Origin of the sequence: Rheinheimera texasensis, assembly GCF_964031785.1 — a bacterium.
GTDB lineage: Bacteria > Pseudomonadota > Gammaproteobacteria > Enterobacterales > Alteromonadaceae > Pararheinheimera > Pararheinheimera texasensis_A.
Window position 1 is genome coordinate 387,590 of sequence record NZ_CAXIRE010000021.1, and the last position, 23,394, is coordinate 410,983.

At 51.6% G+C, this 23,394-nt stretch carries 18 protein-coding genes; 4 read left to right on the forward strand and 14 right to left on the reverse strand.

The features are described 5' to 3' along the window. Positions 1-31 precede the first annotated feature (31 nt). The 6 genes from ABNT34_RS13300 to ABNT34_RS13325 form a co-directional block, all read right to left on the reverse strand. Entirely contained in the window at positions 32-538 is a 507-nt protein-coding gene (locus ABNT34_RS13300; RefSeq protein ID WP_348732396.1) for a GNAT family N-acetyltransferase, read from the reverse strand. Between the two features lie 23 nt (positions 539-561). Next, positions 562-1,629, reverse strand: a complete 1,068-nt coding sequence (nagZ, locus tag ABNT34_RS13305; RefSeq protein ID WP_348732398.1) for a beta-N-acetylhexosaminidase — start codon at positions 1,627-1,629, stop codon at positions 562-564. A gap of 165 nt (positions 1,630-1,794) precedes the next feature. Next, positions 1,795-4,098, reverse strand: a complete 2,304-nt coding sequence (locus ABNT34_RS13310; protein WP_348732400.1) for an acyl-CoA dehydrogenase — start codon at positions 4,096-4,098, stop codon at positions 1,795-1,797. 58 nt (positions 4,099-4,156) lie between these two features. Next, positions 4,157-4,795 (reverse strand): TetR/AcrR family transcriptional regulator, encoded by a 639-nt coding sequence (locus ABNT34_RS13315; protein WP_348732402.1) that lies wholly within the window; start codon positions 4,793-4,795, stop codon positions 4,157-4,159. Positions 4,796-4,995: 200 nt separating this feature from the next. Beyond that, positions 4,996-8,094, reverse strand: coding sequence for a S8 family serine peptidase (locus ABNT34_RS13320; protein WP_348732404.1), 3,099 nt, complete (start codon positions 8,092-8,094; stop codon positions 4,996-4,998). 270 nt (positions 8,095-8,364) lie between these two features. Continuing rightward, positions 8,365-8,910 (reverse strand): hypothetical protein, encoded by a 546-nt coding sequence (locus ABNT34_RS13325; RefSeq protein ID WP_348732406.1) that lies wholly within the window; start codon positions 8,908-8,910, stop codon positions 8,365-8,367. A 242-nt stretch (positions 8,911-9,152) separates the two neighbouring features. Here ABNT34_RS13325 and rimO point away from each other — a divergent pair, with 242 nt between their 5' ends. Next, complete coding sequence (gene rimO / locus ABNT34_RS13330) at positions 9,153-10,469, forward strand: 30S ribosomal protein S12 methylthiotransferase RimO (protein ID WP_348732408.1); 1,317 nt, start codon at positions 9,153-9,155, stop codon at positions 10,467-10,469. 93 nt (positions 10,470-10,562) lie between these two features. On the opposite strand, the gene ABNT34_RS13335 is transcribed toward rimO, so the two are convergent. From ABNT34_RS13335 to ABNT34_RS13355, 5 genes are all read right to left on the reverse strand, one after another. Then, entirely contained in the window at positions 10,563-10,751 is a 189-nt protein-coding gene (locus ABNT34_RS13335) for a hypothetical protein (protein WP_208931155.1), read from the reverse strand. A gap of 107 nt (positions 10,752-10,858) precedes the next feature. After that, positions 10,859-11,623, reverse strand: a complete 765-nt coding sequence (locus ABNT34_RS13340) for an NUDIX domain-containing protein (RefSeq protein ID WP_348732410.1) — start codon at positions 11,621-11,623, stop codon at positions 10,859-10,861. Further along, positions 11,620-12,822, reverse strand: coding sequence for an ABC transporter permease (locus ABNT34_RS13345; protein ID WP_348732412.1), 1,203 nt, complete (start codon positions 12,820-12,822; stop codon positions 11,620-11,622). Before ABNT34_RS13345 ends, ABNT34_RS13340 begins: the two co-directional genes overlap by 4 nt. Continuing rightward, positions 12,804-13,607, reverse strand: coding sequence for an ATP-binding cassette domain-containing protein (locus ABNT34_RS13350; protein WP_348732414.1), 804 nt, complete (start codon positions 13,605-13,607; stop codon positions 12,804-12,806). Before ABNT34_RS13350 ends, ABNT34_RS13345 begins: the two co-directional genes overlap by 19 nt. 29 nt (positions 13,608-13,636) lie before the next feature. Beyond that, positions 13,637-14,473, reverse strand: coding sequence for a DUF3025 domain-containing protein (locus tag ABNT34_RS13355; RefSeq protein ID WP_348732416.1), 837 nt, complete (start codon positions 14,471-14,473; stop codon positions 13,637-13,639). 168 nt (positions 14,474-14,641) lie between these two features. On the opposite strand from ABNT34_RS13355, the gene asnB reads away from it, so the two are divergent. The 3 genes from asnB to ABNT34_RS13370 all read left to right on the forward strand — a co-directional run bounded on the left by asnB (position 14,642) and on the right by ABNT34_RS13370 (position 18,808). Beyond that, complete coding sequence (gene asnB / locus ABNT34_RS13360; protein WP_348732418.1) at positions 14,642-16,306, forward strand: asparagine synthase B; 1,665 nt, start codon at positions 14,642-14,644, stop codon at positions 16,304-16,306. Positions 16,307-16,517: 211 nt separating this feature from the next. Beyond that, entirely contained in the window at positions 16,518-18,572 is a 2,055-nt protein-coding gene (locus ABNT34_RS13365) for a hypothetical protein (protein ID WP_348732420.1), read from the forward strand. Further along, positions 18,572-18,808, forward strand: coding sequence for a VF530 family DNA-binding protein (locus ABNT34_RS13370; RefSeq protein ID WP_348732422.1), 237 nt, complete (start codon positions 18,572-18,574; stop codon positions 18,806-18,808). The genes ABNT34_RS13365 and ABNT34_RS13370 overlap by 1 nt, the downstream gene beginning before the upstream one ends. Here ABNT34_RS13370 and ABNT34_RS13375 read toward each other — a convergent pair. From ABNT34_RS13375 to ABNT34_RS13385, 3 genes are all read right to left on the reverse strand, one after another. Continuing rightward, positions 18,805-19,158 (reverse strand): MmcQ/YjbR family DNA-binding protein, encoded by a 354-nt coding sequence (locus ABNT34_RS13375; protein WP_348732424.1) that lies wholly within the window; start codon positions 19,156-19,158, stop codon positions 18,805-18,807. The genes ABNT34_RS13370 and ABNT34_RS13375 overlap by 4 nt on opposite strands. A gap of 2 nt (positions 19,159-19,160) precedes the next feature. After that, a complete protein-coding gene (locus tag ABNT34_RS13380) occupies positions 19,161-21,113 on the reverse strand; it encodes a methyl-accepting chemotaxis protein (RefSeq protein WP_348732426.1) in 1,953 nt (650 codons plus the stop codon). Between the two features lie 188 nt (positions 21,114-21,301). Further along, a complete protein-coding gene (locus tag ABNT34_RS13385) occupies positions 21,302-23,326 on the reverse strand; it encodes a S9 family peptidase (protein ID WP_348732428.1) in 2,025 nt (674 codons plus the stop codon). Between the last annotated feature and the right edge of the window lie 68 nt (positions 23,327-23,394).

Below are 23,394 nucleotides of genomic sequence, written 5' to 3' on the forward strand. Positions count from 1 at the left end.
TGCTGCAAAGGCACCCGTTTTTTATCCAGACTCAGCGCGGAAACATACCAGCCATGGCTTGCAGCGTCTCACCGGTCACCCGGTTGATGCGCCAGTCGTGTAGCATCTGCGCGCCCAGCGACTGATAAAACTCAATCGCTGGCTGATTCCAGTCCAGTACCGACCATTCCAGCCGGCCACAATCACGCTCGACGGCTAAAGTCGCCAGATAAGTGATCAGCGCCTTGCCAATGCCAAGGCCCCGCAGCGCCGGGTCGACAAATAAATCTTCCAGATAAATGCCTGGTTTGGCGAGGAAGGTCGAATAATTATGGAAAAACAAAGCAAAACCGGCCGGTTTGCCCTGATAGTCGGCGATCACCACTTCTGCAAAAGCTTTGTCACCAAACAGCGTTGCACTGAGTTTGGCTTCATCGGCGACCACCATATCAAGCAACTTTTCATACTCGGCCAGTTGGCGGATAAAACTTAAAATCTGTGGCACATCATTGGCGGTAGCCAGGCGTAGGCTTAAACCGGGAATGCGGGTTTCAATCATCGATTTTATTCCTTGGAAATGCTTTAAGTGCGCTCGACGATACCGGCGGAGCTCACGCCGCCAGTGACTTCCACTGCGCGTAAGCGTGCAGCCAGTGCAACGGCTTCGCGATACCGCGGGCTTTGCGCCAGCTGCGTTTCAGTGGTGGTATTGTGATGTTTGAGCCTGCCAAGCCGGGTGCTGCTGTGCTGCCAGAACGCCTGTGGCAAAGTATCCAGTACTTCGATAGCACCTTTGCGGTCATTGCAGACCAGCACCATGTCACAGCCGGCGGTTAATGCCGCGTCGGCGCGTTGCTGATAACTGCCGGCCTGATGCGCGCCCGCCATACCTAAATCATCACTGAAAATCACCCCGTCAAACTGCATTTGGCCGCGTAGCACCGTTTGCAGCCAATAATCGGAGAAACCAGCAGCTTTATCACAAAACGCCGGATACACCACATGCGCCGGCATCACGGCGTCCAGCGCACCGGCTTTGGCCAGTTCGCGGAAAATAAACAAATCCAGCGCTTCAATGGCCTCGCGGCTGCGATTATCCACCGGCAGTTGCAGGTGAGAATCTTCTTTCACTGAACCATGGCCAGGGAAATGTTTGCCGGTGGTTTTCATACCGGCGCTGTGCATGCCTTTGGCAAAAGCCTGCACCATCGCAATCACTTCAGTTGGGTTGGCGGAAAACGCCCGGTTTCTGATCACATCACAGACGCCCCAGGCATCAGCCACGGGCGCAAAAGAAATATCAATATCCTGCGTCAGCACTTCCATCGCCATCAGCCAGGCCATCTCAGTGGCATATTGCTGCGCCTTGGCTAAATCACCGCCAGCGCCCGGCAAAATCTGCCCCATCGCCGGGATTAAAGTAAATTCAGGCCGAAAACGCTGCACCCGGCCGCCTTCGTGGTCAACTGCCAGCAACAATGGGTTCCGGCTGGCTGCGCGGGTGCGGCGGACTAATTCACGCAGCTGGGCTTTGTCCTGGTAATTGCGGGTAAAATAAATCACCCCGCCAACGGCCGGATGGTCTAACAATTCGATTTCTTCAGCAGTAATTTCCGGACCCTGCAGGTCCAGCATGACAGATCCAAACATGCGGTGTGTTATCTCTTGAGGTTATATGCAGGAATAGGCATTTACTTTACCCGATAGGCCATCAGAAGGCTATCGCTGTGGTTATCCCGCCTTGATTGCCAAGGCTTCACCAACATGCATAAAAAAAGGCGCCGAGGCGCCTTTTTTTTTGCATCAAAGCATTTATTACGCCTGCAGCGCGCGCGCTTCCAGTTCACCTGGTTTAAAGCTGTCAACACTGATAGCAGCAAACCGCAGTTTGTTCATCTGCTCCAGCTGTGCTACTTCATCTGCGCTTAACACACCGAGTTCAGCGGCTTTGTTGATAGTCACATCCAGTGGCAGTTTGCGGGCAATTTTGCCGTCTTTTTGCGCCTGGAAGATTTTCTTCATCAGCGGCTGCGCAGCATGGACAGCAAGGAATGCCTGCTCCATCGAACCTGTTGGGTCGTTTTCGCCTTCACCTAAGTAACACAGGTGCGTCAGACGGTCGCGGATCACGCTTGGTTTTAACAGCGCATCAGAAATTTGCATGGCCATTTCGTCATCCGGCAGCTGATAGTTGATACCAAACGGGAACACCAGACCTTTTAACAGCTTACCAACCAGACGGTTCGGGAAGTTGCTGAAGAAACCGGCAAAGGCGCGGCCGATCTCATACAGATTGCGCTGCACGCTGTAGTGCACAAACGGCAAGTCTGCGACCTGACGGCCATTGTCTTCGTAGAATTTCAGCACGGCCGATGCAATATACAAGTGGCTCAGCACGTCGCCTAAACGCGCCGACAACATCTCTTTGCGTTTTAAATCACCGCCTAACATCAGCATTGAGAAGTCGGCAGACAGAGCCAGGCCATTACTCATCCGCGTCAGTTGTTTGTAATACTGCGCCGTTTCACCAGCGACCGGCGAGCTGTTCAGCAGGCCACCGGTCAGGCCTTGGAACAAGGCACCAAAGGTATTACCGAGCGCAAAACCAACATGCTTCAGCAACAGCTCGTCGAATTGCTTCAGGCCCGCTTCGCTGTCCGGATTAGCCGCCGCTTCTAACTCTTTTAATACATATGGATGGCAACGGGTTGCACCCTGGCCAAAAATCATCAGGTTCCGGGTCAGAATGTTGGCGCCTTCAACAGTGATCGAGATTGGCACGCCCATATATCCATGTGCCAGATAGTTTTTCGGACCACATTGGATCGCGCGGCCAGCATGGATATCAAAAGAGTCGTTCAGTAAGGTGCGTGACATTTCTGTCATGTGATATTTAGCAATAGCAGTCACTACTGACGGGCTTAACTTCAGGTCAATGGCGCCGGCTGTCATCACGCGCATCGCTTCTAAGCTGTAAGTCAGGCCGCCGATGCGGCCTAAAGATTCCTGCACGCCCTCGAATTTACCAATCGACAAACCAAACTGCTGACGCACATAAGCGTAAGCACCAGTCATCCGTGTCGCCAGATGGCCTGTCGCAGTGCCCAGTGCCGGCAGTGAAATACCGCGGCCTGCCGACAGACATTCCACCAGCATACGCCAGCCACGACCAACATAAGCCGGGCCACCGATGACCCATTCCAGTGGAATAAACACGTCTTTGCCGTATGTCGTGCCGTTCATAAACGCCATATTCATCGGGAAGTGACGATCACCAATTAACACGCCTTCATGTGAAGTTGGGATAAGCGCACAAGTGATACCGATATCTTCTTTGTCCCCGAGCAGATTTTCCGGGTCATACAGTTTAAAGGCCAGTCCCAGCACAGTGGCAACCGGCGCCAGTGTGATGTAGCGTTTGTCCCAGTTTAACCGGATGCCGACAACTTCTTTACCTTCAAACTGGCCTTTACAGACCACGCCGGTATCCGGGATACCGCCGGCATCTGAACCTGCTTCCGGGCCAGTCAGGGCAAAACAAGGCACTTCTTTACCGGCAGCAAGGCCTGGTAACCAACGATCTTTTTGCTCCTGGGTGCCGTAGTGCATCAGCAGTTCGCCCGGGCCTAACGAGTTTGGCACCATCACGGTCACTGCCGCCGTTAAACTGCGGGTCGCGATGCGCGAGACGATAGTCGAGTTGGCAATAGCGGAGAACTCCCGGCCACCATAGGTTTTAGGAATAATCATCGCGAAGAAGCCATTAGCTTTGATGTAATTCCACACGTCAGCCGGCAAATCACGTTGTTCCTGCACAATTTTGTAGTCGTCGAGCATTTTCAGCAGCGTCTCGACTTCATTGTCCATAAAGGCCTGTTCTTCGGCACTTAATTGCGGTTTTGGAATTTGATGCAGCTTCTGCCAGTCTGGTTTACCTTTAAACAGTTCACCATCCCACCAGACGTCCCCTGCTTCCATCGCCTCGCGCTCGGTATCTGACAGCGGCGGCAGAATTTTTTTGAAAATGGCGAAAATTGGCTTAGTGATCAGGTTGCGCCGGATATCGGTCACACCTAACACCACTGCCAGGGCAACGATGAGCACAAATAAAATCAACATAAAGTGTTCCTCAGATCTGCAGGGTTAAACAGTTATTATTTATCAAATTCTTAGTAGATTATGCCGCTGACGGTGCGGCAATGCCGGCCGCCAGATATGGGATTAAGCGCTTAATCACGCCATCGATTTCAACCCGTTCATTAAAGTCGGCAGCAGCGATGTCTTTTAATGCCACATTCGACGCCATGGTAAACACGATAGTGCCAAGCGAAAAATGCAGTCGCCAGAAGATTTCACTGGGCGGCAATGCCGGGCAGCTTTGCTGCACCAGCAAGACAAACTTATCCAGGGTACGGCCATAATGATGATTAAAAAACCAACGTAAGTGGCCTTGCACATCGGTATAACCGCGACCCAGCAGTTGTAAAAAGGTACTGGTGCCTTGCGGTTGTACCGCACTCAGTTCCAGCAAGGGTTCAACAAACACCGACAGCACTGTAGTCAGTTGATTCGGCTGTTGCGCCGCCAGTAAACGATTAAATTCCTGATCCAGTCGCGGCATTAACACCGCCAGATAACGCTGCAGCACCGCCTGGATTAATTCTTTTTTCGAACCAAAATGATAATTGACCGATGCCAGATTCACTTCGGCCAGACTGGTGATCTGGCGCAGCGAGGTGGCACTAAAGCCGGTATCGGCAAAAAGCTGTTCTGCCGCTTCCAGGATCTTCAGTTGTGTGCTTTGTTTATTGCTCATAGACAGCGTTGATATCCGGCGATAACCAGGAACTGGTCATATCAGTAGTGAATTTAAACATACGTTTGAAATGTACGTTTGAAAACAAATGAAGTCAAGCGGCAAACTTTAATTTCAATGAGGCTTCAGCGCATTTTGCGCAAAAAAAATCCCCCGCTGTTTGCGGGGGATTTTGTTTTCTCACTCGTTTCTATTCAGCCTTATTTGGCGAATACTTCCAGCAAGGTCGAGGTGCGTGGTTTACCAGTCGCATCCTGCAGAGTGACGACGCCCATGTATGGTAATGCACCAGGGACCAGATTTTTGGTCGACACAGTGATCACGTTTGGACGGTCTTTCACAGCTCGGGTACTTGCAGTCAGCGTACTGGTTGCAGTATTGGCTTTGTCGACAATCCAGTAAGCCAGCGTGTAGTTCACATTCGCCGCACCTTTCAGATCACGTGGGTGTACCCAAACAATGTAAACGTCGCCATTTGCCGAGTTGTTCGCTGCGGCTGGGTTGCGCAGAACCACATCTTCGTTGGCTTCAGCATTTTGTGAAGTCGCCACTGATGAACAGCTCCAGCCCACACAACGATATACGTACAGATCCAGATCCGGCGCTGGCAGGTTGGTTAGACCGTTACGCAGTGTGAAACGTGCAACCTGAGTACCGGCAGGTACCGTCAGGATATGCGTGCCTAAGTTGGCTTCATTAAACGCAAAGGTTTTGTCCGGGTCTTGTTTAATAGTCGCTTTGGTACCAAACGCCTGTGACAGACCATAGAGTTTACCTGAAGTCGCGCCTGAGTACGCCATGTCAGCAGTGAACGACACGCGGCCTGTTGCAGCAGGCACCTGCGCGGTTAACGAACCTGGCGCCACAATGGCATCCGGCTCCATCACTTTTACCACTAACGGGCTGCGTACGTTATGCACACCATCGGTCAGTGTCAGGCTACCAAAGGCCCATTTGTTCAGCACGGCACTGCTGGTCGGCGTCAGAGTCAGCGCGTAAACCGCTTTACCACCGGCCGGAACATCTAAACTGCTGGCAGCGGCGAGCTGACCAGCGCCATTCAGTGTTTTGAACTCAACAGTAACACCAGCTGGTGCTTCAATTACCGGACGATAGTTGGCATTGCTGCCACCCACGTTGGTCACCACACGGACAATAGTTTTCGCCGCTTTTAACTGAGATACCGCGATTGACGGGTAGTTCAGCTGGCTGGCATCTGTCGGATAACCGGCAGCCACATAGTCAGCACAGTTATAACCAGATGCGCTCTTCACAAAGGCGCTGTTACCAATGCCACACAGGAACGCATAGTAATCAAAAGCGCTGGCGTCATAAACCAGACCCGGGTCCATTGCTTTGACCGGAGCAGCATGACCAGCACCAAAGTCAAACGGGTCAGCCAGCACAGAAGAACTGGCTTTAGTCACGTTTTGATGAGAAGTGGTCATCAGCGCTGATTTCACCATCGCCGGCGTCCAGTCCGGATGTTGCTCAATCAACAGCGCGGCCATACCAGCAATGTGCGGGCTTGACATTGAAGTCCCAGACAGGAAGGTAAAATCATTACCTTTTGGCTTAGTGAAGGTTGTTGGCGTGCCGGCAGCAAGGATATTGACACCTGGCGCAGTAATATCCGGCTTCAGAATGTCATAAGTCGCTTTGTTTGGGCCTTTAGAAGAGAAATCCGCCATGGCATTGCTGACAAAGTTCGGGTCCATCGTGACATTCACGACAGCACCGCCATTGATGGCATTAACGATGTTGGTACCATCAGTCAGGCTGACCATAACACCAGGGATGTTTGCACCGCCAACCACAGCACCACCCATCGCAATTGGATTTCCCGCTGCATTGTTATACGCGAGGATCGCTGAAGCACCGGCGTTTTGGGCATTCAGGACTTTATCGGCGAAACCACAGGTACCACGTTGGATCAGCACTATTTTTCCTGCAACATCAGCAGCATTCGTCAGTGCAGTACAGCCCAACGCAGGTTGTGCAATCACGACGTTACCGGTGACAGCGCCAGTGACATTTAACGGCTTAGTTACTGTGCCTTCAATCGCTGTTTGTTTGGATACTGGCAGACCGCTGTTGACGCCAATTGAATTGACTGAGAAGCCAGAAGCCGCCACGCTGACAACCCATGGCGCCGGCGTACCGACAGTCTCAATGGTATTATTTCCGCCATCGTTACCGGCAGAAACCGAGACTAAAACGCCGGCTTGCGTTGCGCGCAATTTCGCGGCTACAGCGATAGTGGTCAGGTCAGTCAGGCTACCGCCAATCGAGTAGTTGATAACATCCACACCATCGGCTACTGCCGCATCAATGGCCGCCATGGTATCGCCATAGAAACAACCACGCTCTTTAACCCCGGCCGGAGAGGTGTAGTCGCTGTTCCAGCACGCTTTGTAGACAGCGACACGGGCGCGTGGTGCGATACCAGTGATACTGCCATAGCTTTGACCAGCGATAGTGGCGGCAACGTTCGCGTTACCGGCAGCAGTGCTGGCAGTGTGGCTGCCATGATTGTCTGCATCGCGTGGCGAAATAAATTCGCCCGGCTGGATGGCATAAACAGACTGGAAGGATTCTTTGAAATAACGCGCGCCGATTAATTTATTGTTACAGGCAAAATCAGCATCCTGACCTTTGTCACAAGTACCTTTAAAGCGAGCCAGCGCTGCATAAGAACCGTCGTCGGCAAAACTTGGATTCGTTGGAGAAATACCGGTGTCCACGATACCGACGATAATATCTTCACCCTTGATCCCCAGCGTATGCTGACCATCTGGTCCGGTCAGACCTAATAAAGCCGGGGTGCGTGAAGTGGTCACTTGTTCTGCTTTATCTTCCCATACGCCGACGACTTCAGGATGCATCCGCAGCTGAGCAGCCTGCTCTGCGGTCATCCGGGCAGAAAAGCCGTTAAAAGTATGAGTGTATGAATAAATCAAACCGGTGTTGCTGTACTGGCTTGCCAGTTTTTCCTGCAGTTGCTTTAGTGCAGCGTTGTACGCCACGATCTGAGGATTGGTAGCGTCATACAGGTTCAGCGCTTTGCCGACCTGAGCGTTGTTCGGTGTCAGCTGGCCTAAATCAGATGCTTTTTCGACACCGGATTTACCAACCAACTGCACGATATAAGTAGCAATTTGCTGTGACTCAGCCGGCGTTGTCAGTTTGCTGGTATCAATTTGAACTTCATAGCCTGCCGCTTGCACGACGGACGTCTGGCAAACTGCCGCAACCGCCAGCGCCAGCACGCTTAAACGTGAACATTGTAAATATTTCATTTTATTCTCCGGATTTCCCGTTCCAACTGCTTGCTGCATCAATTTTTCTTTTGCTGTCATTATGTTGTCATCAGTCTGCTGCACACTGCTTTCGATATTTTTGACAGTGATTGTCAATTATTTCGACAGTTATTTCTTTCAGCAAAACGTCACATATAATTACATTTGTAGAACAGACGTAGCTTTAGCGCATTTTTATTAACAATTGGTCTTCGGGTTATTTATTATATTTTGTAAATAATTTTGACAGTAAAGGCCACAGTTGGTTGATTAGGCTGCCTGACGGCGGCGTAACATCAAACCTGCGAAACCCATCAACAGCAGCGCGGCAGATGCAGGCGCACTGACAGCCTGAGAACCTGGCGCTACCACGTCTTCACCTGTAAAAATTACTGATGAAGGGTCGTTGTAAGCTTTTGTTGCATCCGTTAAATCATAAAAAGCCACATCCAGGAAACCATCGTGGAAACCGAAGAAGTTGTATTGATTTCCCAGATCGCTGACGTCAAATGTCAGGAAAGTGAAGCCGGCGTAGAGATTGTTAATATCAAATTCTGCTTCAAACAGTGGTGCCGGGGTCGCAACGTCTACACCAAATAACTTAAAGCTTTTCCAGCCGTATGCCTTGTAAATATTGTCGTTCCACTGCACAGCTTCAGTTGGGTCAACAATCAGCTGCCCGAATAACACCAGGCTGTTATCCGCATTTTTGCCCCAAAAATCCTGCTTAATTACCAGACCAGCATGGACAGGAGTCAAAGCCGACACAGCTGCCAGCGCAAGCCCGAACATGGTCACTAACATTTTCTTAAACATATTTACCTCTGAATTTAAGGAAGGGTTATTGTTGTTATCGAAGTCGCGAGCGACTGGCCGAAACTAAGCACATTCGGTGCCATAAGTTAACTTTGTATTTGCATTTCATCGCAATGGCTAAATATTCAGTACTATTTTTATGTCTGTGCAGGAAAAATAATCACGCAACTAAAATGCTGCTGGTCGGCAGTGTTGGTTCTGGTTTAAAATACGCCCCCATTTTTGCCAAGGTATAATCAAACATGTCGCAACCCAAAGTAGGTTTTGTCAGTCTGGGCTGTCCCAAGAACCTGGTGGATTCTGAGCGCATCCTGACGCAGCTCAAAATCGAAGGCTACAACATAGTCCCGAGCTACGACGACGCCGAACTGGTGATTGTCAATACCTGTGGTTTTATCGACAGTGCGGTGCAGGAATCGCTGGATACTATCGGCGAAGCGCTGGCAGAAAATGGCAAAGTCATTGTGACCGGATGCCTCGGCGCCCGCGAAGATGAAATTCGTGAAGTGCACCCAAATGTACTGGGCATCACAGGCCCGCATGCGTATGAAAACGTGCTGGAACAAGTGCACCAGTTCGTGCCAAAACCTAAATACGACCCGTTTTTGCAGCTGGTACCGGATACCGGCGTCAAGCTGACACCTAAGCATTACGCCTATTTAAAAATTTCTGAAGGCTGTAACCATCGTTGTACCTTCTGCATTATTCCGTCGATGCGCGGTGATTTAGTCAGCCGTCCAATCGGCGAAGTGCTGGACGAAGCACAGCGTCTGAAAAATGCCGGCGTCAAAGAGCTGCTGGTGATTTCTCAGGACACCAGCGCTTATGGCGTCGATGTGAAACACCGCACCGGCTTCTGGAATGGTGCGCCGGTGAAAACTTCGATGCAGTCTTTGTGTGAAGCCTTGTCTGATATGGGCATTTGGGTACGTCTGCATTATGTCTACCCTTACCCGCATGTCGACGATGTGATCCCACTGATGGCCGCAGGCAAGTTATTACCTTATCTGGACATCCCGTTCCAGCACGCCAGCCCGCGTATTCTGAAGCTGATGAAAAGACCAGGCCAGGCCGAGCGTACTTTAGAGCGCATCAAAAAATGGCGCGAGATTTGCCCTGAGCTGACTATCCGCTCAACTTTTATTGTTGGTTTCCCGGGTGAAACAGAAGAAGAATTCCAGGAGCTGCTGAATTTCCTCGAAGAAGCCCAGCTTGATCGCGTTGGCTGCTTTAAATACAGCCCGGTTGAAGGCGCAAAAGCCAACGAACTGCCAGATCCGGTACCGGAAGAAGTCAAAGAAGACCGTTACCACCGCTTTATGGCGACCCAGCAAAAAATCAGTGCTGCCCGCCTGCAAGCAAAAATCGGCCGCACTATCGACGTGCTGATCGACGAAGTCGATGACGAAGGTGCCATTGGCCGCAGTTTTGCTGATGCGCCGGAAATTGACGGCGCCGTCTACTTAAACGGTGAAACCAGCTTAAAACCGGGTGATGTGGTGAAAGCTGTGGTTGAAGAAGCAGATGAATACGACTTGTGGGCGAGCCGTGTGCAGTAACACCGGCTTTCGCCTTGAGTCAGAGAACAAAAAACCGCCGGAAGGCGGTTTTTTTGTGATGCTGCAGCGCAGCATCATTCACAGCATGACGATTTAACGACGGGCACGAAAAGGTTGCTCAGCCCAGGGCTGTTGTTCCAAAGCGTCTAACAATTCATTGATTTCATCGGCGTCCAGTGCCACTTTGCGAAAATGCGAAATTAACGCGTCCCGGTTATAGCCTTGCGCCTGATACCGCTGCGCAGTTTCCAGATGGATTTTCTTGACGAACTCTGAGGTCATAGGTCCGACTCCTGTTGGCTGTAGGGATATCAAATCCTGCCTAAGCCTTGTTCATTTTTCAAGCATAAATCCGCAGAAGTTGCTAAGCCGCTGGATCTTAACAGGATCTATTTTTTGCAGGCCTGAAACAGCTCAAAACCCAAAGACCCGGCCTGATATTCCGGCAATTCTCGGGCTTGCCACAGCGGACTATCCAAGGCCGCTTCTACCAGCAATTTGTTATAAGGATGCGCTTTGGGATCCAGTAAAAACTGCTGCGGATCAAACCAGGCTGCAGCGGCTATTTCTTTATAGTCAGGTGCCACATGCGTTTGCTCGCTAAAAAGCCGCGCGACAATATAAAGATTGGAAGCGCCAAACTGGCCCTGATGATGATGTCGCATCGCGAACCAGCCCTGAAACGTCGCAGTGACACCGGTCTCTTCCAGCACTTCCCGTTCCAGCGCGGCAACAAAATGTTCTTTGGTTTCCACCATGCCACCCGGCAACTTAAAGTAACCGGGCTTTTTGCCCGGCAGCGGAATTTCCTGTACCAGTAAAATCTGCCCCAGTGCATTAAACACCGCAGCCCCCACACCAATGCTATGCGTAGCGGCCAGCGGTAAATAAGCATCAGCATGCAGCCGTTTCACCAGTGTCAGCGTGTTGTCCTGCACATGATGATAGTGAAATCCGTGCGCCAGTGCCGGAGCAATAAAGGCCGTTTCGTGCTCATTAAGCGCCAGCCAGCACAGTTTAAACTGCTGCAATGCTGACAGCTCAGCTTGCAGCCACAGACTGAACTGCGCGACGCTGACACCGGCCGCCTGCAACTGACCGGCGCTTAACACCGCTGCGCCATACGGGTTTTCTGCCAGCAGTGCGGTGATCAACGAAACAATACCTTCTCGCGCTGGAACCAGTGCACACACACTGCGATCAGCACAGCTGCCAGCACCACAGTCGACGCGATCACCAGGCTCAGAATGCCCATATCGATAGTGCCTTTTACCAACTCTTTGATACAAAGCGAGATATTAGTCATCGGGATCAGCGCAGTTTTCCAGGTCAGCTCCACGCCGGGCAGCAATGCCAGTGCCAGCGGCACAAACACCAGAATACTCATAGGGCCGATATAATTCTGCGCCTCTTTAAAACTGCGGGCGTAAATCGACAGCGACAACAACACGCTGGCAAAAATCATCGTCAGCGGAACAAGCATCGCCAAAATCAGCAGTAGGTCGGTTAACCCCAAAGCTGACATTGCTTTGGCAATGACGTCAACGCCGGCCAGCGAGCCAATCAGATAACCCCAGCCGCCAAAACTCAATACGGTAATGAGCGCCGTGGCAAGGCCGGTACTCAGCACCGTCATAAACTTACCCAACACCAGATTGGTCCGGCTGATCGGACAAATTAATAAGGTCTCTAAAGTGCCGCGTTCTTTTTCGCCGGCACCGATATCAATGGCCGGGTAAGAGCAACCCATAAAACACAAAGGCACCAGCAAATAGGCTATCCAGCCGCCGAGTTTTTCGCCGAGATCCTCGCGATTTTCCGCACTGGAGATTTTATTGATTTTGACCGGTTCCAGCACGGCATCAACCTGATCACCGGTGATACCCACCGCTTCCAGTCGCGCCAGCTGTAACTGCCGGCTGTAGTCTTTCACCAGATCTTTCAGATAATTGCCCACTAAATCCAGCACTGGCGCCGTGTTGTAAATCACAGTCCACTGGCTTTGCGCCAACGTCGGCGAACTGGCGTCAAAATCAGCCGGGATCACGACTGCAAGGTCAAACTTGCCATCGCGCACGGCCTGACGCAGCGCTTCAGGTTCAGTCAGCTCTGTACTGACCTGCTTAAAATTCTTGTGATAAAACAGTTTCTCAGCAAAAGCCGGCGCCCGCTCAGCGTGAATAATCACATAACGGTGTTCTTCGGCTTGTTTACTGGCGGTCACATTAGCGGCCACCAGGCCAATCAAACCAAAAATGACCGGAAAAATGAGGATCGGCAGCAAAATCACAAACATCAGCGTTTTACGGTCGCGGCTCAGTTCCAGCAGCTCCTTTACATAGACTTGCCACATGACTTTGCCTCCCCTTTAATCACTGCCATAAATGCTTCGCGTAAATCGCCGTTGCTGCTGAGACTTGAAAACGCACTCAGGCTGTCATCAAAAGCACTGATCCCCTGATTAATCACCACTACCCGGTCACACAGACTGCTGACTTCATCAAGGTGATGAGTGGAAAAAATCACCGGCGTTCCCGCTGCTTTCAGGCCACGAATAAAGTCCAGCACGGTTTGCGTAGTCATGATATCAAGCCCGGTGGTAGGCTCATCCAGCACCACCAGCGCCGGGGAGTGCACCACTGCGCGGGCGATCGCGGTTTTTTGTTTCATGCCCGATGACATCAGTTCAGCGCGGCGGCTGGCAAAACTATGCATATCCAACATAGTAAACAGCTCATCAATACGCTCACGCAATGCGACTTCACTCATGCCATGTAAACGGGCGAAATAAGCCACATTTTCAAAGGCGGTCAGGCGGCCATATAAGCCTGTGCTACTGGATAAAAAGCCGATTTTGCGCCGGGCCAGCACCGGGTCCTTCAGCACGTCTTCATTGCCAAGCAAAATGGAGCCGGCATCGGGTTTTAACGCGGTGGACAACATCCGCAGCGTGGTGGTTTTACCGGCGCCATTGGGGCCCAACAAACCCAACACTTCGCCCTGGGCGCAGCTGAAGCTGACATCGCGGACGGAACAAAAACTGCGTCCGGTATAACGGACATCCTGTAATTCGGCTTCGCTGAGCTTTTGGCCTTTTTCGAGCGCAAAAGCTTTCGCCAGCTGGCGGATCTCAATCATCGGTTGAACTTCCTTGGACTTACATAAAATCAGGGCTGCGGCGTGACTCGTTTTGGCCGGAAGTAATTCTGGTCCTGATAAAACTGTTCCGTCTGTGCCTGATGAGACCAGCCCGGGATACCGAGCAGCGGTAACGGACTCATCTGGTCGCGAAATTCAGTTAACGAGAAAACTGCAATTTGTTTACTTAACGCAGTATCAACGAAATCAACTTGTTGATGCAATGGCCAATTTTCAAAATCAGCTGGCACCTGCAATGGCCAGAGTTTCGCCGTCAGGCCGATAAAAGGCCGGGTCAGCATCTCAAAATTGGCATGACCAAACACCCAGGGCCACAGCCCCTGCTCCCAATCCAGCCGTTGCCGCAGAAAGACTTCTGTCCACTGATGCTGGCGCAGCTGTGCCGGTACCTGCGCTAACTCAGCGCGATGTAATAACAACAAGCCGCATTCATCAAATAATGTCAGCTGATGGCGCAGCGGCGAGCGGTTTTTGTTGCCATGTTGCGCAATTTCAGCGAGATGACGGCGATTGAGCGCCGCTTTGCTTTGCGGAAACAACAGCCAGACAAGCGCGCCAAATAAGTCATGCCAATTCTGACTGCGCGTCGGCACCGCCGAAGTCTCAGCAATATAAACTTCGTAATAACGTGGATCGGTATCAAGCACCGACGCATCAATGAACCTGACCGGATGCGTGGGCTGCAGCGCCTGACTCCAGGCCGTCAGCATTTCGACTGACGGAAAGTCGCTTTGCTGTGCTAACGGCAGCAAGGCGCAAAGCAGATGATAAGCCGGGTGATTGCGCAGAATTTGCGCATCCCAGTGCTCCGGCGGCACAAAACGTTGATTTTTTACAGTTATCATCGATTTGACCGCACCACTGAAAGGCTCCGGCCGCGGTTACTTTGCAAATTAGGCCAAAAAGCGCTTGCAATTTCTGCCCAGAGTGGCAGAGTCAAGCAAGTACGTCTAAACGTACATACTGCCAAATGAAATGATTTTTTTCGGATTAACCAATACGGAGTTTTTACCATGTGTTCGATATTTGGGGTGCTTGACATCAAAACTGATGTTAAAGCGTTGCGTCAGCAGGCGCTACAGTTATCTAAGTTATTACGCCACCGCGGTCCTGACTGGTCTGGGGTCTGGAATGATAATAATGCCATCCTCGTCCATGAACGTCTGGCAATTGTAGATACTGAGAACGGTGCGCAGCCGCTGATTAACCCAAATCGAAATCACATTCTGGCAGTGAATGGTGAGATTTATAATCACAAGAATTTAGAGAAAAATTTAACGGTCGACTATCAGTTCCAGACCAAATCAGACTGTGAAGTGATTCTGCCGTTGTATCTTGAGCATGGCGCAGAATTTGTCGACCAGCTGCAAGGCATGTTTGCGTTTATTCTGTATGACGCTGAGCAGCAGCGTTACCTGATTGCCCGTGACCATATCGGTATCATCCCGTTGTATTACGGCTATGACGAACACGGTCAGCTGTATGTGGCGTCGGAATTAAAAGCGCTGGTACCGGTTTGTAAACAAATGCAGGAATTCCCGCCGGGACATTATTTCGACTCTAAAGTCGGCAAGCTGGTGAAATATTATCAGCGCAGCTGGATGAGTTATGACGCCGTCAAAGACAATCCGGCTGATTTAGGTGAATTAAAAGCTGCGCTGGAACAGTCGGTGAAAAGTCACCTGATGTCCGACGTGCCATACGGCGTGTTGTTATCCGGCGGTCTGGATTCGAGTCTGATTTCGGCTATCACTCAACAATTCGCCCGTAACCGGGTGGAAGATGACGGCGCTTCTGAAGCCTGGTGGCCGCGTTTGCACTCTTTTGCGGTAGGTTTACAAGGCTCGCCGGATTTAAAGGCGGCCCGCACTGTCGCCGACTCTATTGGTACCGTGCACCACGAAGTGCATTTTACCGTGCAGGAAGGTATAGATTCACTGCGTGACGTGGTGTATTTCCTCGAGACTTATGATGTCACCACTATCCGTGCTTCTACACCTATGTATCTGATGGCGCGCAAAATCAAAGCCATGGGTATCAAGATGGTGTTGTCGGGCGAAGGCTCAGACGAAATTTTCGGTGGTTACCTGTATTTCCACAAAGCACCGAATGCCAAAGAATTCCATGAAGAAACGCTGCGTAAACTCGACCGGTTACATATGTTTGACTGTAACCGCGCCAACAAAGCGATGTCGGCCTGGGGTATTGAAGCACGCGTGCCATTCCTTGACAAACACTTTATGGACGTGGCGATGCGCCTGAACCCGCAAGCCAAGATGTGCGGTGGCGGCAAAATGGAAAAACACATTTTGCGTGAAGCTTTTGACGGTCTGTTGCCGAATGAAATCTTGTGGCGGCAAAAAGAGCAGTTCTCCGATGGTGTTGGTTACAGCTGGATTGACAGCTTAAAAGCCTTCGCTGAAAAAGAAGTGTCGGACCAGCAGATGGCCACCGCCAGCTTCCGCTTCCCGGTCAATACGCCGGACACTAAAGAAGGTTATTTGTACCGCACTATCTTTGAAGAGCACTTCCCGCACCCGGCAGCTATTGCCTGTGTACCTGGCGGTAAGTCTGTGGCCTGTTCCACCCCGGAAGCGCTGGCCTGGGATGCCAAAATGGCACAGCTGACCGACCCATCTGGCCGTGCGGTCAGAGACGTGCACGAACAAGGTTATTGATAACCCGCGGCAATGACACTTCGTCGACCAAACCCCGGCCTCAGCCCGGGGTTTGTTTTTTCAGCTGATTGCTGAATTCCTGCAACTTTCGTCGCAGCTCTCAGGATCTTCACCCCCTGCTGTATGCCGTCAGCTGAATTTCTGCTAGATTAGCCGCTTTGTTGTCAGAGCCGCCTGCGGTAATTCCCACCGCCGCACTGTTGAGAGCACCATGAATTTGTTACGTAAATCCCTGAGTTGTATTGGGTTCATTCTGATTGCAGCCACCCCGGCGCTGGCCAGTCAGGCTTTAACAGGCCAGTGGCTGACTGATCTGCAGGGTGAAACCCTGGCCGATCCGCAAACCTCTGGTCTCACCTGGCGCAATGACGAGCTACTGAGTCTTGGCGATCAGAGTGCGGCACCTGAGCTTCGGATGAAGATTTTCCGCATCAATCCAGCCACAGGCCGCTTTGTTACAGCCCCTATTCCTATCACTTTGTCGGATGCGGTCCGTAAAAGCTGTTTTGGTGACTACCTGGCCAATTCACCGGATTTAGAAGCCCTGACCTGGGACCGGCTGGATGCACAGACCTTAATCACAGTGACGGAAGACGCCAGCAGGGCGCAACTGAGCCCGGTCTGTGCGCGTAAATTCGCTCAGACCAATTCGACCGCCTACCCGACTTTATTGCTGAAGATCAGCACAGATGCTGCATTGACCCGCGCGGAAATTACCGCGGTGCGGCCTGTGCAGTTCCCGGCCGAGGCCAATGTCGGCAACTTACCCAATGATGGTATCGAAGGCCTGGCCATTGATGATCATCAGAACTTGTATCTGGGCCTTGAGAAAAACATGGCCGGCCTGCCAGCTATCTTTAAGACCCGTCTGACCGCCGATTTCTGGACCCGCGATAACTTTGTCAAAGTGATAGATGCCAATCTGACCTTGCCCGAGCTGGATGACCGTGGCCATCCGATTAACGACCTCGATTTCATGCCAAGCCCGGTGCCGGGCCATCCGGGGTATCTGATCGCTGCCGCCCGTAACGATGACGAACTTTGGGTGTTTGATTTAACTAACAGAGTCAAACCTTTTGTGCAGCCACTGCAGTTTTATGTCAGTACTGATAACTCCGGTTTATGCCCGGTGTATGAACGTGTGGTACAGACCGCGCTGGAAGGCGTGGCGGTGCATGGTCAAACCTTGTATCTGGTCAACGACCCCTGGAAGCAACATTACCCGGATAACGTGCAGTGTGAAGTCAATGCCAGACATTTTCTGAAGATGGCACCACTGCTGTTTCAACAGCCGCTGGATCCGCGTTGGTTCACCTTAAGCCGGTCTCAGCCTCAGCCCGCACTGCCCGGGATCAGCGGTATGGCCCAAATGGATACCGACCGTTATCTGACGGTGCAGGATAAAAAAATCTCCAATCCGGGCGAACGCTTAGGTGTCCTGCAGATCTATGCGGATAAAGCGCCCCGCTTCCAGCCGCTGACCGTCAGCAACTGGCCGGAAGCGCAAATGTCAAATGATTTGGAAAGTGTTTGCGCTTTACCCGGCCGGCCAAACGAATTTTTAATTGCCGAATCCGGTAGCTGGCAAGGTGAATTTGGGCGTTTGTTCCATATTCAGGTGCTGCAGACCAGCTATGCCCGTGTGCTCGCCAGTTATCCGTTGCCCGTCACAGCGGACAATGGCCCGCAACAACAGGGTGATCAGTTTGAAGGTCTGGCCTGTGCGCAAAAAGCCGCAAACCGTTATTTGCTGGTGCTGGGTGAACGCGGTGGCGAGCAAAAACGCGGTAGTCTGGTGTATGGCGAATTTGATATCGCAGCCGGACAAATTCAATGGTCGACCGCCCGCTTGACCGTATTGGCACCACAACCTGATCATGCTGAGCCTTATCAACGCGATATCGCCGATCTCTATCTTGAATCGAATGTATTGTGGGCCAGCGCGGTGCGTGAAGCAGGCCCTGCCGGTCCGTTCAGTTCTTTTATCTATCAGGTTGCTTTAGTCGACCCGCAAGCCGCTGAGCCGCTGCAACTTATCCGGGAAAGCCGGATTTACTGGCAAATTGACGGTTTAAAAATCGAAGGTTTGGCCTCACCAAGCCCGCTGTTACCAGGCTCCAGCCTGGCCATCGGCAGTGAAGATGAAAAACTTGGCGGTGTCTGGCGCTCGTTATTTGCGCCCGTCGGACAGCGTCCGCAAATCCCGGTTCAGCAGCCCGCTGAAAGCACTCAACCTGCGGTCACAGCGCCGGTGAAAGGACAATAATGCAACCCGCCCAACCGAAAAATCCGTTACACGGTTTTACCCTGCAACAAATTCTTGAGCTATTGCTGGCCCACAATGGCGGCTTTAGTGGTCTGGCAAAGCTGGTGAAACTGAATTGTTTCACCAAAGACCCCAGCGTCAGTTCCAGCCTGAAGTTTTTGCGCAAAACGCCATGGGCCCGCACTGAGATTGAACAGCTGTTTATCCGCCAGCAACTTTACTTGAAAAAAGACTAAGTCTTGGGCTCAGCACGTGCCCGCCGCAGCTTTGGCTGCACCAGCTGCCAGGACTGCTCTATCTGACGCTTCACTTCTGCATCCGGTACTGAGCCATCCAGCAGTAGCGTATTCCAGTGTTTTTTATTCATGTGATAACCCGGCGTCACGGCGCTGAACAGTTGCCGCAGCATCAGGGCTTCAGTCGGGTCCGCTTTGAGGTTAACGCGCGCGATGCCATCTTTTTCCGTTAAGATGGCGAAGACTTTGCCATGGGTTTTGTAGACATAAATATCCGGCCCAAACGGAAAATCTTCGCAACTGACCGCCTGAGCCAGACAATGCTGCTGCACCGCAGCAAAACTGTTCATCTTCATACTTTAAACTGCCCTACCGTCAGGCCTAGTTCGTTGGCAAGGCCAAGCAGACTTTGCGTATTATGCGCCACTTCGCTGATGGCGGTGCTGTTCTCTTCCGCAGCTGCGCTTAAACTCGACACACTGCGCGCTAAGGTCGCACTGACGCTGGTCTGTTCTTCAGCAGCTGTGGCGGTTTGCGCCATCAACCCTTTTAACGACATCAGCCGCAGATTAATTTGACTGACCTGCCCCAACATTTGCTCTGCTTCGGTTTTAGCCGCATCGGCAATTTGTGCACAATCGTCGCTGCTGCCGGACAAACTGGCCGAGATGTGCAAAATGCCCTGGATCACCTGAGCAATGTCACGCGTCGCCAGCTGCACTTTGCCGGCGAGCTGACGCACTTCATCAGCAACCACAGCAAAACCACGGCCTTGTTCGCCGGCGCGGGCGGCTTCGATGGCTGCATTTAACGCCAGCAGATTGGTTTGATCAGCAATGGCCGTGATCACCGCAACAACTGATGCAATTTTCTGGCTGTCCTGATCAAGCTGACCAACCTGACCACGCATCTGGCTGAATGCAGAAAGCGTCTGGTCCAGACATTGGCTGACATGCTGGATAGTCTGATTGAGCTCAGTCGCACTGTGCTGACAACCATTAACTTCATCAGAGGCTTTCACTGTGTTATTGCCAATCTCTGCGGCGGCGTAACTCATTTCCTCCACTGCCGTCGCCAGCATCTCGGTTTCGCGCGCCTGCAATTGCAGACTGCCATCCGCCTGCGTAATAGCGGCTGAATTTTGCGCCGCAGCCATTTCCAGCGCCTGACCGACCCCCACCAGCTGACTGACAATTTGCCGTAGCTGTTGCTGCATCCGGCTAAGCCAGCCCATCAGACTGGACGCAGTTTTTGCCTGCAGCGACATAGTTAAATCGCCTTTGGCGATGACGCTGGTTAAATGCACCATCTCGGCGGGTTCACCACCCAACGGATTCAGTACAAAACCCGTAACCAGACGCGCGACCAGTACCGCCGCAGCAATAGCGACTGCAATCACCGCAAGACCAATCCACAGCATGCGCTGCGCCGGTGCCGCAATTTCAGCCACGTCCACTTCGGCCAGTAAGGCCCATTGCAAACCAAAAACATCAACCGGTGCATAAGCCGACACCACCGGATTGCCATTGTAATCATCAATGTAACGCAGCCCGGACTGGCCCTGTAGCGCCGCTTTACTTGCAGCCGTATCCACACCGTGAGTAACCACGGCGCCGGCAAATGACGCTCGCACAGTGCGGTTTTTCGGGTCCAGGTAAGAATCCGAGCGCATGCGTAAATCCGGGCCGACCAGATAACTTTCACCAGTCTGCCCCATGCCTTCACGCACCTGCATCACGGCATTGATCTTGTCGATAGACAACTGGACAGCCACCACATACTGCTGGTTATCCAGCAGCAGGCTTCTTGCCATAAAAGCCGCCGGCTCGCCTTTTGACGGCGCATAAGGTTGAAAATCTTCCAGTGCCGGCTGTTCTGAATGCGCACGGGCGCGCTGAAATACTTTGGCAAGGTTTGAATCGGCATAAGGCCCGTTTATCAGATTGGTCTGGAAATCAGCTTCCCGCGCGGCGCTATAAATCACCATTCCATCAGGGGCTATCACAAACACATCATAAAACCCCAGCTCTTTGCCAATGGCTTGCAATGATTCATGTAACGCTAGTGGCTGAGTTGGATTCAAATCGGCTTTGACTACAGCACTGATGGTCTGTAAACCGGCGGCAAAATCACCGAACATGGCTTCGATTTGGCGTTGTTTGATTTCCCGTACGGCGGTGAGCTTGGCTTCGGCCTGACTGAACAATTCAGTCCTGGCGAGCAAAGTGACGATGAAGGTGGCAACTATCAGCGGGAATAACGCAGTGACAAGGCTAATCAGCCTGATTTTCGTGGTGAAACGCATATCCACATATCCTTATGTCAGGGCTTGTTTCGAGAGGTGAAACATATCCAGCTAATAGAGTATACAAGCGCCCTCTAAATGCAACTTCAGTGCAATCATTTGTAACTTATTTCCGATTTACGCACCAACACTGGGCATAAAAACAACAAAGCCCGCACAAGGCGGGCTTTTACTGCAAAAAAAGCTGACTATTTGGCCGTGTGTTGTTTCATCCAGCTGAAAATTTCATTGTACCAACGCTCAGCATTGGCCGGTTTCAGGATCCAGTGGTTTTCATCCGGGAAAATCACCAGCCGGGATGGAATACCTTTACGTTGTAAGGTGGTAAAGGCACCTAAACCCTGCGCATAAGGCACCCGGTAGTCTTTCAGACCGTGAATGACCAACATCGGCGTTTTCCAGTTATCGACAAAAGCTGCCGGATTAAACTTTTGATAATCAGCAGATTTATCCCAGACTGGACCGCCCATATCATGCTCAGGGAACCACAGCTCTTCAGTACTGCCGTAGAAACTTGGCATATCAAACAAGCCTGCGTGGGTGACCAGACATTTAAAACCGTCGTTCCAGTTGCCGGCGACCCAGTTCATCATAAAACCACCGTAAGACGCGCCTAAGGCACAGGCATTGTCTTTGTCCAGCCAAGGCTGCTGTTCAGTGACAAAAGCCAGACCTTTTTTCAGGTCCTCCAGCGGTTTACCGCCCCAGTCGCGGGCAATTGAATCGGTGAACGCCTGGCCATAACCAGTCGAACCGTGGAAATCAATCATCACCACGCCATATCCCTGCGCCGCCCATAACTGCGCATTCCAGCGGGTGTTAAACATGTTGCCGAAGCTGCCTTGCGGGCCACCATGCACGATAAAAGCGATTGGGTACTTTTTACCGGCCTCAAAGTTCCAGGGTTTCATCCAGTAGCCATAGACAGTTTCATCATTGGCGCCCGGGAAGCTGAATTGCTCAAATTCAGCCAGCTGAATGTCTTTGAGTGTCAGCGCATTCGCCTGGGTCAGCGGATAGGCTTCACCGCCGGTATTTTTCAGCTGATAAATATCCGCCGGAGCATTGAGCTGATGATTGGTGAAAAACACATTGCTGCCACGCACCGCAACATCACCGGCGCTGCCGTTACTGTACACTTTTGTGACTTCGCCAAAGGCGTGATCAATAGCAAAAATGCCCTTTTGGCCTAAATCCTGTGCTGTGGCATAAACAGTGCGGTTATCCGGTGCAAAAACAAAATCTTCAATTGAACGGTCCCACTGCGGCGCCAGCTCTTTACGCTCACCGGTGACTAAATCCAATAAAATGAGGCCAAAACGATCGGCTTCATACACTGGTTTTTTCATCGCAAGGTATGCCATGTAACGGCCGTCGCCGGAGAACTGCGGCTTGGCATCCCAGGCCGGATTATCTTTGGTCAGATTGATTTTCTGACCGCCATTGAGCGATACCTGGAAAATGTCAAAATTGCTGTGCCAGCTTTGGTCTGCCGCCGGGATTTTGGCGCTGAATACCAGATTTTTGCCGTCTGGCGTAAAAGCCGCTTCGCCTGTACCGGCTACGTCTGTGTCCCATTCCGGCATTAAGTCTTTGGCATCTTTAATTGCTGTTTCACCAAGATCTGCGACAAAGAAGTGGTTTTTCAGGCCATCTTCCCAGGTGTCCCAGTGCCGGACCATCAATGAATCGTAGGCTGTCGCGCTGTCTTTTTTCTCAGCCGTGGTTTTGTTGTGGGCCACAGTGCAGGCTAAATCTTTGCAGCCAGGTTTTACATCCAGCGTCAGCACAACTTTTTTGTCATCACCGGACACCATGTAACTCTGCACATCCAATGGCAAGTCAGTCACCTGCCGTGCTTCGCCGCCGCTCAGTGGCAAACGCCACAGCTGGCTGGAACCGGAGCGATCAGCCAGAAAGTACAAAGCCGTGCCGTCTGCACTAAAACGCACATCGTGTTCACGACCGGCGCTTTCAGTCAGCCGGCGCACTTTATTGCCATCCTGCACATCGAGCAGGTACAAATCAGCTGTCGTATCCGCGGGTGCCAGACCACCGTTTTTTTGGCCATAGACGACAAAACGGCCATCCGGTGACACTTGCACGTCGTAAATTTTGTTCAGTTTATTTAAGTGTTCGATGGTTAAATTAGTTTTCGCCTGCGCCCCTGCTGCCATCAGCAGTGCACTGACCAGAATTCCCCAAGCTTTCATCTGGTTACTCCGTTGTCGCAAATTGGATTTATATATTGTTTTTATTGTAAAAACGCGCCGAGAGCCGG